The following is a 12,543-nucleotide window of genomic DNA, read 5'->3' on the forward strand; positions in this document are numbered from 1 at the left end:
GCGGGTGCGGAGACGGCGGTGTTAAACTTTGGGTGGCCGTAGAGGTCCATAGACGCCGGGAACGAGGGGGAAGCGCTGTGATCAAAGGGATCTTGTTTGACAAGGACGGCACGCTGCTGGAGGCGGGACCACTGTGGGCACGGGCCACGCGGCGGGTGGCCCGCGCGCTGGCCGGGCCCCGGAGCGCCCCGGACGTTTTGCGGGCGCTGGAGCGCGCGGCAGGCGCAGAGGGGGACCGGATCATGCCGGACAGCCCGCTGGCGGCAGGGACGCTGGAACAGACGGCGCGCGCTATGGCGGCGGCGCCGGGCATGACGCGGACCGGCCCTCTGGCGATTTTTTGCCGCAGGGTGGAGACGCTCTATGCGGATGCGCTTGCCGCGCCCGACGCGCAGATCCTGCCCACCGGCGACCTGAAAACCCTGTTTGAAAGCCTGCGCGCCCAGGGAATGGCCGTGGGGCTTGCCACCAATGATACGCGCAGGAACGCCGCCTTTTGCCTGAAAAAACTGGGGGTGGAGGGGTATTTTGGCTATCTGGGAGCGGCGGACACGGGGTGTCGGCCCAAGCCCGCGCCCGACCTGCTGTGGGCATTTTGCAGACTGTATGGCCTGCGCCCCGCCGAGGTCTGCATGGTGGGAGACGCGCCCGGGGACGCGGCCTTTGCCCATGCGGCGGGCGCGCTGGCAGTGGGCGTCGGCTTTGGCACCACCCCCGTACAGGTGCTGAACGCCTGCGCCGATCTGGTGGTGGACAGCCTGGACCCGCTGGGCCGCCCGGAGTTTTGGAGAACAGCGGCAAAGCGCCGCTGGGGGCAAGCGAGCGCCTGAGAGGCCGCCGGCGCCAAAGCGGCGGCGCGCACCGCTGTCTGCCTGAGAAATTTTTTTGAGGGCCCTGCAAGAGGACTTTTTCTTGACAACCGGGGAGCGGGATGGTAGGATGGACTTAAGTTAGTTAGAACTAACTTTGGGGTTTGTCCATTTCTCCGCGCGCGATGCGGGGACGCGGGCGACGGGGCGTCCGGCCATGGCGTCCCTCATTCCGGGCGGGCGCGCCATTCCGCCGGGGATGCCCCTGCGGCGCGGGAGAATCCCTGCCGCACCGCTAAAAAATGCCGCGGCCGGAGAGGTTCTCCGGCCGCGGCCCTCCCGAAATCATCGGAGGCCGCCGTGGGCGCGGCCCCGGTTTTACCAGGGCCGGCTGCGCGCAGAGAGGGGCGCTGGCCCCGTGCGGCGGCCGGACAAGACGATAACAAGCGGGCGTTTTCAGTGGGGCAGGCCGCGGGGCGGCCCCGCTGCGGACGCCGGAAAGGACGGCGGATGACGACTGCACTGTTTTGCGCCGCGGGCGCCCTGGCCCTGAGCGGTCTGGTAAAAAAGGAGTGCCGCAGGTGGGAGCGCCGCCTGTGCGCCGGCAAAGACCGCTGAGCAGCCGCAGGCCCGGGAAAGGCCCTTTCGGGGCGCGGGGCTGACCTGGGACGCTTTTGCGCGCGGGGGACAAGCGCCCGCCGCCAAAGGCGCGAACCGCTGGCAGGTCTTCCCAAGAAAAAATAAAAAAATTTTTGTCCCGGACGGTTGTACTTTTGCCGGAGCTGTGATATACTTAGTCTTGTATTCTGATAGTACCAATTGACGCCACATGCTGGGTAAGTCGTTGTTCTACTGATGATTTACACTGTATGCGGCTTTTATTTTGTACGACAGAAGCGAAAAAATTTTTGGAGGCACTACTATGCATACCGGTACTGTGAAATGGTTCAATGAGCAGAAGGGCTTTGGCTTCGTCTCTGACGACGACGGCAGCGGCGACGTGTTTGTCCACTTCTCCGCCATCGTGGCCGAGGGCTTCAAGACTCTGGCCGAGGGCCAGAAGGTCAGTTTCGACGTGGAGCCGGACCCGAAGAACAGCAGCAAAATGCGCGCTGTCAATGTGACCGCGATCTAATAGACACGGCAGATAAAACGCCTTCCCCTTGCGGGAGGGCGTTTTTTTCATGAAAGACAAGGGTGCTGATCCGGGCGCGCCGGTGCCGTTTTTGGGGGGCTGCCGCAGAGGAGAAAAAGACGGGCCGGACGGCGGGGCCGGACCGCCGCCCGGAAAAGCGCAATATCGTACAAGACGCGGCGGGCGAAGCGCGGTAGAATGTCCACTGTCCGGGGGGTGAAACGATGCAGAAAAAGCGGAGAGTGCGGTTTGACCCGGAGCTGGGCGTGGAAGCCTATTGCCTGGGGGGTACGGTGGAGACATTTCCCTTGCATTTTCACGATTATTATGTGGCGGGCATGATCGAGAGCGGCCGCAGGCGGATGTTGGGAAGCGGGTCCTGTGTGCTGGAACCGGGAGATATGATCCTGTTCAACCCCGGTGAAGCGCATGGCTGCGAACAGGTGGACGGGCCTTTCAGCTACCGGGCGCTGAACATTGGCGCGCAGACGATGCAGGAGGCCGCGCGGCAGATCACGGGCAGCGGCCTGCCGCCCCGGCTGGGGCCGCGGGTGACCCGCCGCAGCCCGCTTGCGCGGCAGCTGTGCGCGGTGCAGGAGCTGATCCTGCGCGGGGAACAGGGGCTGCGCAAGGAGGAGGCGTTCTGGCTCTTTTTGGGACGGCTTTTGAACGCGCATGCGCAGCCCGCCGGGCCGCGGGCCGCCGAGAGCCGCGGGGTGGCCGCCGCGGCCGCGTACCTGAAAGCCCACGCGCAGCAGCCGGTGACGCTGGACATGCTGGCCGGTGCGGCGGGAATGGAAAAGTACCGCCTGCTGCGTGCTTTTGCGCGCGAGCGGGGCATTTCGCCCTACCGCTATCTGGAAGCGCTGCGGGTAGCCCGCGCCCAGACGCTGCTGCAGCGGGGCATGCCGCCCGCGGAAGCGGCGCTGGAAGCGGGATTTGCCGACCAGAGTCATCTGTGCAACGCCTTTCGCCAGAGGACAGGCCTCACCCCCGGGGAATACCGCAAAGCGTTCGGAGAGGAAGAGCAAAATGGATGAAGAAAAGAGCAAGTGCGTGATGGTGATCGACGCCGCGCTGCCCGCGGGGATGGCGGCCAATACCGCCGCCGTGCTGGGGGTGACGCTGGGACAGCGGCACCCGGAGCTGGTGGGGCCGCCGGTGACCGACGGGTCGGGCAGTGTCCACGGCGGCATCATCCGCATCCCGGTGCCGGTGCTGAAAGGGGACGCCGCCGCGCTGCGGGCCCTGCGGGAGCAGTTGGCTGCGCCGGAGTACGCGGAGCTGGAGGCGGTGGATTTTTCCGATTTGGCACAGAGCTGCAGGACCTACGACGAGTATTTGCGCCGCGGGGCGCGGGTGCGGGAGGACGCGCTGAGCTACCGGGGGATCGCTGTCTTTGGAGACCGAAAGAAGATATCCCGCCTCACCGGCAGCCTGCCGCTGCTGCGGTGAACAGGGCAAAAAAAGGACCGGCGCTTGGGCGCGCGGTCCTTTTTTGTCTGTGCGGGCGGGCTGCTGCGGTGTGCCGGGGCGGCGGCGATGCGTTATCCTTTGATGCGGGCGAGCTCTTGCTCCACCAGAGGGAGGACAAGGGACATGGCAGACAGGATCGCCTGTGCCCTGCGGCCGGCCGGAGTCTCCGGACCGTGCCGGGCACTGATCTTTTGCGTTTTGCTTTGAATGGAGCGCAGCGGCGGCAGTGCGGCTTCCAGCGCAGCGCGGGAACAGCGTGCCGTACCGGGGCCGTCCCTCAGCAGGCGCAGGGCGAGCGTGAGCGCCGCGATCCGATTCTGCAGCAGGGAATACTGCGCGCTGCCCGGAGCAAATTTGGGCAGCAGCCGCGTACAATTGCGCAGCAGCGAGGACAGAAGCAGCGCCGCGTTTTCGGCGCTGGTGTCGGGATGAGGGTGCATGGGCGGCTCCTTTCCGGCCTGACGGCCACAGAACGGCGGTCCCGGCCCCGGCGCACAGCGGCGGGACGGCCTTGCGCGGGGACGGCAGGCATAGTATAATACCTCTTATAGCTTTGCGGCGCAAAGAGACGAGGCGCGGGGAATGCCGGAACGGCGGCCCGGCCTCTGGCCCCGGCTGCGGGGTGCGGGCGCTGTGGGAAAAGGGGAAGATGAAATGAAAGATCAGGCAAGGCGGCAGCTGCTGCCCGGCTGGACGAAGATCTACTGCCTGGCGCTGGCCATTGGGCTGGTATCGGGCGTCAAAGACCTGTTCACGGTAACAAAGGCCTATATGGAGCGATGGCAGGAGCTGATCCGCTGGGTGGCGCTGGGGGATATGCTGTTTCGCGCGGTGGGCATTCTGCTCAGCTGCCTGCTGCTGTGGATGATCTACCGGCGGGACCAGAGATTTCTGCCGCTGTTTACGGTGGATTATATCTGCCGTTTCATGCTGGCGTTTATGAGCATTGTGGTGCTGCGCGTGCCGGGAGTCAACGGTCTGCTTTCACTGCTGGTGCCTTCTCTCTGGCTGACCTATTTCCATTTTTCGAAAAAGTTCAGGGCCATTTTCTGTCCGCAGGAGGAGGAAAACGCGGCAGGACAGGCCGATCAGGCAGAAGAAGAGACCGCCGCCGCGTCCGCGCCCGGACTGCCGGATGCGGAGAGCGGGGAAGCCGGCGGGAACGTGCCCGAGGAAGAGGACGAAAACGCAGAGGGGGAGCCCCCTTTCACGCCGGAAGCAGAGGAAGAAAAAGACTGAAAAACGGGACGAAAACCGCCCCCGCGGTACACGCTGCGGGGGCGGTTTTGTTTTTGCCGCCGTTTGCCGTTTTTGTTCTGCGCGGGACGGGGAGCCGCGGCCCGCGGCCCGGGGCCTTTGGCGCGCTACACAGATACCGGGTAGGGGTCGCGCAGAGCGGCCAGGATATGGGGCAGATAGCGCTCGACCAGCTGCTTTTCCTCTGTGCCCAAGCGGTAACGGCGTGTCCGCTGCAGCTGGCGCACCCGGTTGTGCGCCGCCGCGTCTGAGACAAAGAACCAGCCCGCCACATCCTGCGCCAGCAGCTTGCCGTCCCGGCGCCAGATCTCCATGAGCACGCACTCGGGCATCAACAGCTGGCTGGCAAACCAGTTGGCCTCTTTTTCCTCCTCGGGGCCGTGCCAGGAATGGCCCAGATAAATATGGCCCACCTCGTGGGCCAGCGTGAACTTGCGGCGCTTGTAGTTGGCGACCCCGTGGGAATTGGCCAGCACCAGATAGAACTCACCATAGCGCAGCGTACAGCCGTCCCGCAGGGCCTCGTCCCCAGAGATAAAATCGGACAGCCGCGCCCCGGTGGCCGCGCAATACCCCTGCAGCGTGTCAAAACAGATATCGCGGTCATAGGACAGCCGCTCCGGCTCCACGGCCAGGCCGGTGATCTGCTGGCGCAGCAGCAGCTGGGTCGCCGCCAGCTGGCTGCGGGCATAATCGGCCATTATTTGTCCTCCCGCCCGATGCCCCTCGCCTGCAGGTAAAGGTCGATCGTGTCCTCAAAATTTTTCAGGATGCGCTCGTACTCTGCCTCCGGCAGGCCGGCCGCCCGCCGCGCCAGCAGCTGCAGTTTGCGCTCTTTGGGGGTGCCCGCCGCCTGGGCGGCCGCCGCAGCGGACGTGTCGCGGCCCAACAGCTGGTCCACCGAGGTCTCGTAAAAATCCGCCAGCAGGATCAGTGTCTCGGAACTGGGCTCCCGCAGCCCTTTTTCATAATTGACATAGGTGGTATAGGGCATCCCCAGGGACGCTGCCGCCTCTTTCATCGTGATGCCCTTTTGGGCCCTCAGCTCCTGCAGCCGGATCACAGCCGTCACCTCTTTCTATTCTTTCTTAATAATACACGCACTGAGTAATTTGTCAATAAATAATACCCAATTTGAGCATAACGGACAAAAACAAAAGACTCAAATTGGGTATTATTTTGCTTTACAGATACTCAAAATGAGTATATCATAAAATCAATACCCGCAGCGGGTATTCCGGTGCGGCGATGCGCGCACCGCCGCATACAAGCGATCTTGCAGAAAAAAGGGAGGGGTTTGATCTGCAGAAAGAAGAGAGAGCTGCGCTGCGGCGCGAACGGGCACAGCGCCTGCGCGGCCTGGCACGCCTCCAGCGGCAGGTGAGGGCGGCTGTGGAGGACTGTGACGGCGTGTTCAATATCACCCGCGACGGCGTCAGCCTGTGTGAACAGTTGTTCCGTACCTGTTTTGACGTCTGGCGCAGAGAACCGCTGGAGGACGACCCCCATGCCGGAGCGCTGCTGACCGCCTGCTGGGGCGGGGCCCGATTTTTTACCTATACGAACCGGGAGGAACCGGACGCCGGAGGACGCGCGGAAGATGCGGGTGCGGCGGGCGAGCGCGATGGATGAGCGGCAGGGGCTGTTTGCGCCCCGGCAATTTTATGCCTGCCCTCTTTGCGGCGCTTTGCTGGACAGCGACGACGACCTGGTGCTGGTGGAACGGGGAAAAGACCCGGCGGACGCGGCGGGGGTGGCGGGATGCAGCCGCTGCTTGCGCGCGCTGCGGGCAGAAAGGATGGAATGGTATGCAGACTGAAAAAGGAAATACCGCCCCCTGGTGGGCGCCGATGCCGCGGCCCGGCAAGCCCTGGGGGCAGGGCGGGGCACAAGACGGGGGCGGGTACGGGGACGGCCCCACGAAGCCGCCCTGCCCGGACCAGAAAGGGCAGACACGGCGACGGGGCACCTCCCGCGCCGAGCAGGACCGGGAAACGGACCGCAAAAACGGCATCACAGCCTGCCGGGGATGTGTGTATTACCGCTCCGGCTGCGGAGTGCCGGGCGCTTATATGATGTGCCATTACGCTTGGGAAACCGGCCTGCAGCGCGGCATACGCCCGGCGGACTGCTACAAGCACAAAAACACGCCCTACCAGACCCGGCGCAAAAAGAGGGGATCATGAACAGAGAAGAGAAGCTGCCGCGGGGCGTTATGCGCGCCTGTGCCGGGCTGCTGGAGTCGGAAGAAGCGCTGACGCCGGCCTGCCGGCGCGCCATTGGAGCGGCGGAAAATGCGGTGGGCAGGACCTATGCGCCGGAGGCGGAGGCGCAGCGGCAGCAGCTGATACAGGCGGTGAAGCTGTCGCTGGTCAACCGCAAGAAATGGCCGTACGAAACGCTGATGCGCGGGTTTGACCTGTCGCTGAGTTACAACGCCTTTGGGCGGGAAAAGAAGAAGTTCTGCTATGAGCTGGCCACTGCCGCGGGGCTGATGGAGCTGCCCGCGCCCAGACGGGAGCCGCGCAGATGAGGGCGGGGCGCGGAGGCACCCGGGGCAGGGAGGGGAGCGCCCGGAAAAAGGAAACGGAGACCTGCCCGCCGGGGACAGGGCGGACAAAAATGCATGGCTGAAAAAACAAAAAAGGAGCGGTGACAGATGGAGGAGTACAGAAAGAAGAAGAGGAGAACGGGAGCACAGGAACTGACGGGCGCCCTGGGGGAATCAGTAAAAGAATATCTGAAAAAAGCAGAGCTGCCGGGAGAAAGAGCGGCGGCGGTGCTGAACAGCTTTTATCCGGCGGATGCGGGGACCCTGGTGCGGACGCTGGAAGAGATCGGCGGCAGAGAAAAGAAGTGGGACTGGGGCGGCGGGAGCACACAGGGAACAGCCGGCAAGCCGCAGACGCCGGACCAAAACTGGGGCAGAGAAACGGGATATGAAGAAAAAGTAGATCTGGTGCGGCAGGCGCTGCAGCGGGAGAAAGAGGCACACCGGCGGCAGGAGGGGAACTATTACAGCCCGGGAAACAGGGCGGGCCAGGAGCGGGAGACCGAGAGGACGGGCCAGGCGAGAGGAAACCTGGCCGCGCCTGGCGCGGGCGACGGGGAGAAGATGAAGAAAATATTGGGCCGAGCATGGGCGCAGGGCTTGCAGGCTTTGGCCGCAAGTGATAGGCTTAATAAAAACGGGGCCGGGCAGGCGATGGAGACAGCGCAGCCGGCCCGGGCCCGGCGAGATCTGCCGCTGAGGGAGCGCTGGCCACAGCCGGAGCCGTCGGCCGCAGCGCCGGCTGTGAAATTTGCGGGATGGGAGGCGAAAAGGCCGCTTTGGATGGAGGAAACCGTCCGCACGGGAGAAGGGGCACGCACACCTTTGCTGCGCGGGCGCGGCGCGGACGCCGTGGGCCAGGCACCTCTGTTCCAAGCACTGAGCCTGTTTGGGGAAGGAAGCTCCGGCCCGGACGAAGCGGACAAGACACCGGTACAGGAGGTTTACGAACCGTCATCCCACAAGCGGGGCAGACCCCGAGAATGGGGGGAGCAGCAGGACCACCTGGTTTGGAATGAGGACAAAAAACGCTTTCTCCCGACGAATGAAGTCAAGGAAGTCAATGAGGCCAAAGAAGTCAATGAGGCCAAGGAGGAAAAAACGGAACGTGGAAAATCCCGTCGCCGCCACGGCCTCTATTGGGGGGATGGGGAGCGGGAAAGAGCAAAGCTTTCTCCTGAACTGAGAGAAAGATATGACAAGGAGATGGATTGGCTGAGGGAGAACCGCTCTGACCCGGCGCATGTCCGTGTGGCGCCGTTTGTGGAAAAGCATTATGCCATTGCGCTGCAAAAAGAAAAAGAGACAGGGATCCCGGCGGAGTTTATGATAGCACAGCTTGCGCTGGAATCGGGTTGGGGGGAACATCTGCCCCCTGAAGATAGCCACAATTATGGGGGCATCCGCGGCAGCGAGGACAACCCGGGCCCGGCGGGAATCGTACCAGCGTGGTCGGAACAAGATCAGGCGTATGTCATCTATAAGGCGTTTCACAGTGACGAGGAGTTTTGGGACTACTACTGCGACCTGCTGAAGTCAAGGTACGCGGTGGAGGGAACGGGAGAGGACTGGATGCGCAGCGTGGAAAAGGGCGGTTATGCGCAAACAGACAACTATTATGAAGAGTTGATGAAAGTATACGGGACACTGGGCTTTGTATAACCGGCTGCGGAAAGGATGGATGCGGGATGAGACCAAAAAAGTGGATGCTGGGGACGGCGGCGTTTTTGCTGTGCCTGTGCCTTGCGGGGTGCGAAAGGAAAGCCCCGGCTGTGGGCGTGCGGCCGACCCCTGCGCCCACGGCAACGGCCACGCCGGGGCCGACCGTTAAGCCCTCCCCCACGCCGAAGCCGACCCCTGCACCCGAAGAGAGCCGGCAGGTGTATGAGATGAAAAGGAGCGCGCCGCCGCCAGATTCACCGTCCCGGCACATGTTTATAGAGCCGGACCAGGAGGACGACCGGACGATCCGCGATCTGCCCTATTGCCCGGTGTCGGAATATCCCTACGGGGAAACGCGGCCGCTGGTGGAGGAGGCTTACAGCCCGGATTATACGGGGCCTCAGGTGCGGTCTATCGGGGGGTTCTCTCTGAGCGGCGAGATATGGGAAAATCTTGACCCGGATTTCACGGGGGAGTATCCGATATCGATCGAACAGGCAAAGCAGATCGCAAAGGCGGCTTTTCTCGACATATACGCGGCCGAGGAACTCACCTATGTGCAACTGGGGATCGAGGACTGTGATCTGTTTGCGGTGGGCAGGCATGTCTATTATGGATTTCGCTCTTTTGAGATCCACGAGGACCATACCGCGCATGCCTACAACGCTCTGGTCAGCGTGGAGGACGGAGAAGTGTGGCTGACGGGGAGCAGTACGCCTATCTTATATGTGATCGAGGTGCCGCAGCCGGTGCTGGAGGATTGACGGCGGGCCGAGGAGGAAAAACGGAGCAGGGGAAATCCCGTCTCCGCGGCGGCCTATATTGGGAAGAGAGAGAACGGAAAAGGGCAAAGCTTTCTCCCGGTCTGCGGAAGAAATAGGACGAGACGAGGAAGCGGCTGGGGGAGAACCGCTGTATACGGGGCTTTGGGCTTTGCATAACCGGCTGCGGAAAGGATGGATGCGGGATGAGATCAAAAAAGTGGATGCTGGGGACAGCGGTGTTTTTGCTGTGCCTGTGCCTTGCGGGGTGCGAAAGGAAAGCCCCGGCTGTGGGCGTGCGGCCGACCCCTGCGCCCACGGCAACGGCCACGCCGGGGCCGACCGTTAAGCCTTCCCCCACGCCGAAACCGACCCCCGCACCCGAAGAGAGCCGGCAGGTGTATGAGATGGATATAAAGCCGCTGCCGTCGGATTCGCCGTTCCGGCGCACGTTTATGGCGCCGGACCAGGAGGATGACCGGACGATCCGCGATCTGCCCTATTGTCCGGTGTCGGAATATCCAGATGGAGATCTGCTGCCGCTGATCAAGGAGGTATCGAGCCCGGATTATGCCGGGCCACTGGTGCGGTTCATTGGGGATTTTTCTCTGGGCGGCGAGATATGGGAAAACCTTGACCCGGATTTCACGGGGGAGTATCCGATATCGATCGAACGGGCAAAGCGGATCGCAAAGGCGGCTTTTCTCGACATATACGCGGCAGAAGAACTCACCTATGTGCAACTGGGGATCGAAAATTTTTATCTGCTCTCGGTGGGCAGGCATGTCTATTATGGATTTCGCTCTTTTGAGATCCACGAGGACCATACCGCACATGTCTATAACGCACTGGTCAGCGTGGAGGACGGAGAAGTGTGGCTGACGGGGAGCATTATGCCTGAAATGGAGATGATCGAGGTGCCGCAGCCGGTGCTGGAGGATTGACGGCGGGCCGAGAAGAAAAAAGCCGGACCGCGTTCAGGAGGACGGCGGGCGTTTTTATTGCGGCTGTGTTCTCTGCGGGATGGGCGAGGTCTCAGACAGAAACAGGGAACACGGCGGGATCTTTATCGGAACGGGGAACCAGAGAACCCAGAGGGGATGGCCGGATAGGGAACACACGGGGTTCAAAAATGTCAAATGAACTGCTGCGGCAGCAAGGCAGGGCCTGCAAAACGGGCCCTGTTTTTTTGTCCGTAGGGCAAAAGGAGAGGCTGCGGGGAGGAAGAAAGCAGACTGGGGGCGGGGCTTTTGCGGACCGCGCCCACAGGAGGAAAACCGATTTGCAGGGGAAACAAAATAAAACAGGAAGCCGGGGACAGACAGCCCGGCTTCCTGTTTTTTGTTTTCCGACTTCAGAGACAAAACGCGGGCGGTGCAGGCAGAAAGGGGAGCGCTCTCACAGCAGGCGGGGGACGAGGGAGAGGGATATGGGATGTTTTCCGGCTGGAAGCTCCCGGGTGATGTTTTGCAGGGACGCCCCGGTGCGGGAGAGGGGGGGATGCAAAGGAGGGGGCTGCGTGAGGCGCGGGAGCGGCCGGGGCTGACTTTGAGAAAAAACAGCGGAGCCCGGCCGGGGAGGTGAAACCTGCGAAAAAGCCGGCAGCGGGAAGCGGGCGGATCGGGCCGGTCCCAAATGGGCCGCCGAAAAAGCGCAGGCGGGAGCGGAGCGGCGATCCGCCCGTTTGCGGACCAGAGCGCAGGCCGCACAGAGAAAGAAGCCGAGCTGTTTTTTGAGAGGCGGCAGACGAGGACTTTTGTGCCGGACGGGAGCGGGACAGGAAAGCTGAGAATGGCCCGCCGAGCCGTTTTGAAGCTGTTTTTGGGCGTTGAAACCGGGTGCGTTATCCACACCCGCCTAGTATACAATTCAATTACAGGATACGGAAACAGACGGGAAGCAGCAGGGGGCGCAGGGCCGAAGAAAGCGGCGGGAGAGGCGGCGAAATGCGGGCCCGCCCGGAGAGAAAACGGTGGGCGCGCGCCCGGAAAAGACGGCGGAAAGCGGTTTGCCGGGCGAAAAATGCGAGGAGGTGCGGTATGGACGGAGGACGCGGCCCAAAGCAGCGGCTGAGCAGGTGCCAGGAGGCGTTCGCGCGCGGACTGATGCAGGGACAGGGGCTGTGCGGGGCCTATCGGGCGGCTTACCGCTGCAGGGGACTGACCGACAGCGTGGTGGAGGCGCGGGCACAGCAGTTGTTTGACACGGAGAAGATACGCGCGCGGTGCAGCGCCCTGTGCGCCGCAGGCCCCGGCACGGCGCGGACGCCGCAGCGGACGGGGGCAAAGAATGCCGGGAAAGGGGCGGTTTTTACCGTTGAGGCGGACCGCGGGGAGAGCGCAGCGGCCGGGAAGCCGCCTGCGGCGGAAAAAAAACGCGTGGAAAGCGAGCCTCGGCCCCCGGGCCCGGGCGCGCCAGACGGAGCACCGGGCACAGATGGAGCGCCGGGCACAGACGCCGAGGCCCGGGGCGCGGCGCGGGTGTTGGAGGAACTGACCAATATCGCCCTGGGACGCCGGGAATATCCAGACGTGGACCGGTCGGGCAACCCGGTGGTGCGGCCGGTGGCGATGACGCAGCGCCTGAAAGCGCTGGAGCTGCTGGGTAAGCGGTACCGGCTATTCAGCGACAGCCCTCCCCCTGCGGAGGAGCAAGAGCTGGAAATCCGTTTGAGGGTGGTCCGGTGACGCTGGACATCGACATCACGGCGCGGCAGCTGGCATTTGTGCGGGCAAAAGCGTTTGAGGTGCTGTTCGGAGGCGCGGCGGGCGGCGGCAAAAGCTATGGACAGCTGATCGACGCGCTGCTGTATGCGCTGCGGTATCCGGGCTCAAAGCAGCTCATCCTGCGCCGCACCTACCCGGACCTGGAGCGGTCGCTGATTTTGGAGCA

Annotated in this window: 16 protein-coding genes and 1 pseudogene; 14 read left to right on the forward strand and 3 right to left on the reverse strand. The window is 63.3% G+C overall.

Annotated features, from left to right (window positions below; all coding sequences use genetic code 11):
* Positions 1-77: 77 nt before the first annotated feature.
* The 4 genes from H8S23_RS10455 to H8S23_RS10470 all read left to right on the forward strand — a co-directional run bounded on the left by H8S23_RS10455 (position 78) and on the right by H8S23_RS10470 (position 3,399).
* On the forward strand, positions 78-830 hold the full coding sequence (locus H8S23_RS10455) for an HAD-IA family hydrolase (RefSeq protein WP_186888283.1): 753 nt from the start codon (positions 78-80) through the stop codon (positions 828-830).
* Positions 831-1,731: 901 nt separating this feature from the next.
* Positions 1,732-1,944 carry a cold-shock protein gene (locus tag H8S23_RS10460; protein WP_186888284.1) on the forward strand — a complete coding sequence of 71 codons (213 nt, stop codon included), beginning with the start codon at positions 1,732-1,734 and terminating at the stop codon, positions 1,942-1,944.
* 224 nt (positions 1,945-2,168) lie between these two features.
* A complete protein-coding gene (locus tag H8S23_RS10465) occupies positions 2,169-2,984 on the forward strand; it encodes a helix-turn-helix transcriptional regulator (RefSeq protein WP_186888285.1) in 816 nt (271 codons plus the stop codon).
* Positions 2,977-3,399, forward strand: coding sequence for a DUF2000 domain-containing protein (locus tag H8S23_RS10470; RefSeq protein WP_186888286.1), 423 nt, complete (start codon positions 2,977-2,979; stop codon positions 3,397-3,399). Before H8S23_RS10465 ends, H8S23_RS10470 begins: the two co-directional genes overlap by 8 nt.
* A gap of 92 nt (positions 3,400-3,491) precedes the next feature.
* On the opposite strand, the gene H8S23_RS10475 is transcribed toward H8S23_RS10470, so the two are convergent.
* Positions 3,492-3,860: a hypothetical protein gene (locus tag H8S23_RS10475; protein ID WP_186888287.1), complete on the reverse strand. Its 369-nt coding sequence runs from the start codon at positions 3,858-3,860 to the stop codon at positions 3,492-3,494.
* A gap of 214 nt (positions 3,861-4,074) precedes the next feature.
* Between H8S23_RS10475 and H8S23_RS10480 the strand changes: the two genes are divergently transcribed.
* Positions 4,075-4,659 (forward strand): hypothetical protein, encoded by a 585-nt coding sequence (locus H8S23_RS10480; protein ID WP_186888288.1) that lies wholly within the window; start codon positions 4,075-4,077, stop codon positions 4,657-4,659.
* 125 nt (positions 4,660-4,784) lie between these two features.
* Here the strand turns inward: H8S23_RS10480 and H8S23_RS10485 are convergent, their stop codons facing one another.
* Positions 4,785-5,378: an ImmA/IrrE family metallo-endopeptidase gene (locus tag H8S23_RS10485; protein ID WP_186888289.1), complete on the reverse strand. Its 594-nt coding sequence runs from the start codon at positions 5,376-5,378 to the stop codon at positions 4,785-4,787.
* Positions 5,378-5,740 (reverse strand): helix-turn-helix domain-containing protein, encoded by a 363-nt coding sequence (locus H8S23_RS10490; RefSeq protein ID WP_186888290.1) that lies wholly within the window; start codon positions 5,738-5,740, stop codon positions 5,378-5,380. Before H8S23_RS10490 ends, H8S23_RS10485 begins: the two co-directional genes overlap by 1 nt.
* Before the next feature lie 329 nt (positions 5,741-6,069).
* Between H8S23_RS10490 and H8S23_RS10495 the strand changes: the two genes are divergently transcribed.
* The 9 genes and pseudogenes from H8S23_RS10495 to H8S23_RS10535 form a co-directional block, all read left to right on the forward strand.
* The gene (locus H8S23_RS10495; protein ID WP_186888291.1) at positions 6,070-6,309 is read left to right on the forward strand and encodes a hypothetical protein; all 240 of its coding nucleotides are present in this window, start codon (positions 6,070-6,072) and stop codon (positions 6,307-6,309) included.
* Complete coding sequence (locus tag H8S23_RS10500; RefSeq protein WP_186888292.1) at positions 6,302-6,496, forward strand: hypothetical protein; 195 nt, start codon at positions 6,302-6,304, stop codon at positions 6,494-6,496. The genes H8S23_RS10495 and H8S23_RS10500 overlap by 8 nt, the downstream gene beginning before the upstream one ends.
* Positions 6,486-6,863: a hypothetical protein gene (locus H8S23_RS10505; protein WP_186888293.1), complete on the forward strand. Its 378-nt coding sequence runs from the start codon at positions 6,486-6,488 to the stop codon at positions 6,861-6,863. Before H8S23_RS10500 ends, H8S23_RS10505 begins: the two co-directional genes overlap by 11 nt.
* On the forward strand, positions 6,860-7,210 hold the full coding sequence (locus H8S23_RS10510; protein WP_186888294.1) for a hypothetical protein: 351 nt from the start codon (positions 6,860-6,862) through the stop codon (positions 7,208-7,210). The genes H8S23_RS10505 and H8S23_RS10510 overlap by 4 nt, the downstream gene beginning before the upstream one ends.
* Before the next feature lie 126 nt (positions 7,211-7,336).
* A complete protein-coding gene (locus tag H8S23_RS10515) occupies positions 7,337-8,890 on the forward strand; it encodes a glucosaminidase domain-containing protein (RefSeq protein WP_186888295.1) in 1,554 nt (517 codons plus the stop codon).
* 26 nt (positions 8,891-8,916) lie between these two features.
* On the forward strand, positions 8,917-9,654 hold the full coding sequence (locus tag H8S23_RS10520; RefSeq protein ID WP_186888296.1) for a hypothetical protein: 738 nt from the start codon (positions 8,917-8,919) through the stop codon (positions 9,652-9,654).
* 203 nt (positions 9,655-9,857) lie between these two features.
* A complete protein-coding gene (locus H8S23_RS10525; RefSeq protein ID WP_186888297.1) occupies positions 9,858-10,595 on the forward strand; it encodes a hypothetical protein in 738 nt (245 codons plus the stop codon).
* Positions 10,596-11,690: 1,095 nt separating this feature from the next.
* Positions 11,691-12,338 (forward strand): hypothetical protein, encoded by a 648-nt coding sequence (locus H8S23_RS10530; protein WP_186888298.1) that lies wholly within the window; start codon positions 11,691-11,693, stop codon positions 12,336-12,338.
* Positions 12,335-12,543 (forward strand): annotated as a pseudogene (locus H8S23_RS10535) (hypothetical protein); the annotation flags it as partial. The gene H8S23_RS10530 and the pseudogene H8S23_RS10535, both read left to right, overlap by 4 nt.

The organism is Anaerofilum hominis, from assembly GCF_014287275.1.
GTDB lineage: Bacteria > Bacillota > Clostridia > Oscillospirales > Ruminococcaceae > Pygmaiobacter > Pygmaiobacter hominis.

What these genes read in the sequence shown, in the direction of transcription:
- H8S23_RS10460 (WP_186888284.1), top strand. Translation starts at nt 1,732, where the DNA reads ATGCATACCGGTACTGTGAAATGGTTCAATGAGCAGAAGGGCTTTGGC.
- H8S23_RS10465 (WP_186888285.1), top strand. Translation starts at nt 2,169, where the DNA reads ATGCAGAAAAAGCGGAGAGTGCGGTTTGACCCGGAGCTGGGCGTGGAA.
- H8S23_RS10470 (WP_186888286.1), top strand. Translation starts at nt 2,977, where the DNA reads ATGGATGAAGAAAAGAGCAAGTGCGTGATGGTGATCGACGCCGCGCTG.
- H8S23_RS10475 (WP_186888287.1), bottom strand. Translation starts at nt 3,860, where the DNA reads ATGCACCCTCATCCCGACACCAGCGCCGAAAACGCGGCGCTGCTTCTG.
- H8S23_RS10480 (WP_186888288.1), top strand. Translation starts at nt 4,075, where the DNA reads ATGAAAGATCAGGCAAGGCGGCAGCTGCTGCCCGGCTGGACGAAGATC.
- H8S23_RS10485 (WP_186888289.1), bottom strand. Translation starts at nt 5,378, where the DNA reads ATGGCCGATTATGCCCGCAGCCAGCTGGCGGCGACCCAGCTGCTGCTG.
- H8S23_RS10500 (WP_186888292.1), top strand. Translation starts at nt 6,302, where the DNA reads ATGGATGAGCGGCAGGGGCTGTTTGCGCCCCGGCAATTTTATGCCTGC.
- H8S23_RS10505 (WP_186888293.1), top strand. Translation starts at nt 6,486, where the DNA reads ATGCAGACTGAAAAAGGAAATACCGCCCCCTGGTGGGCGCCGATGCCG.
- H8S23_RS10510 (WP_186888294.1), top strand. Translation starts at nt 6,860, where the DNA reads ATGAACAGAGAAGAGAAGCTGCCGCGGGGCGTTATGCGCGCCTGTGCC.
- H8S23_RS10515 (WP_186888295.1), top strand. Translation starts at nt 7,337, where the DNA reads ATGGAGGAGTACAGAAAGAAGAAGAGGAGAACGGGAGCACAGGAACTG.
- H8S23_RS10520 (WP_186888296.1), top strand. Translation starts at nt 8,917, where the DNA reads ATGAGACCAAAAAAGTGGATGCTGGGGACGGCGGCGTTTTTGCTGTGC.
- H8S23_RS10525 (WP_186888297.1), top strand. Translation starts at nt 9,858, where the DNA reads ATGAGATCAAAAAAGTGGATGCTGGGGACAGCGGTGTTTTTGCTGTGC.
- H8S23_RS10530 (WP_186888298.1), top strand. Translation starts at nt 11,691, where the DNA reads ATGGACGGAGGACGCGGCCCAAAGCAGCGGCTGAGCAGGTGCCAGGAG.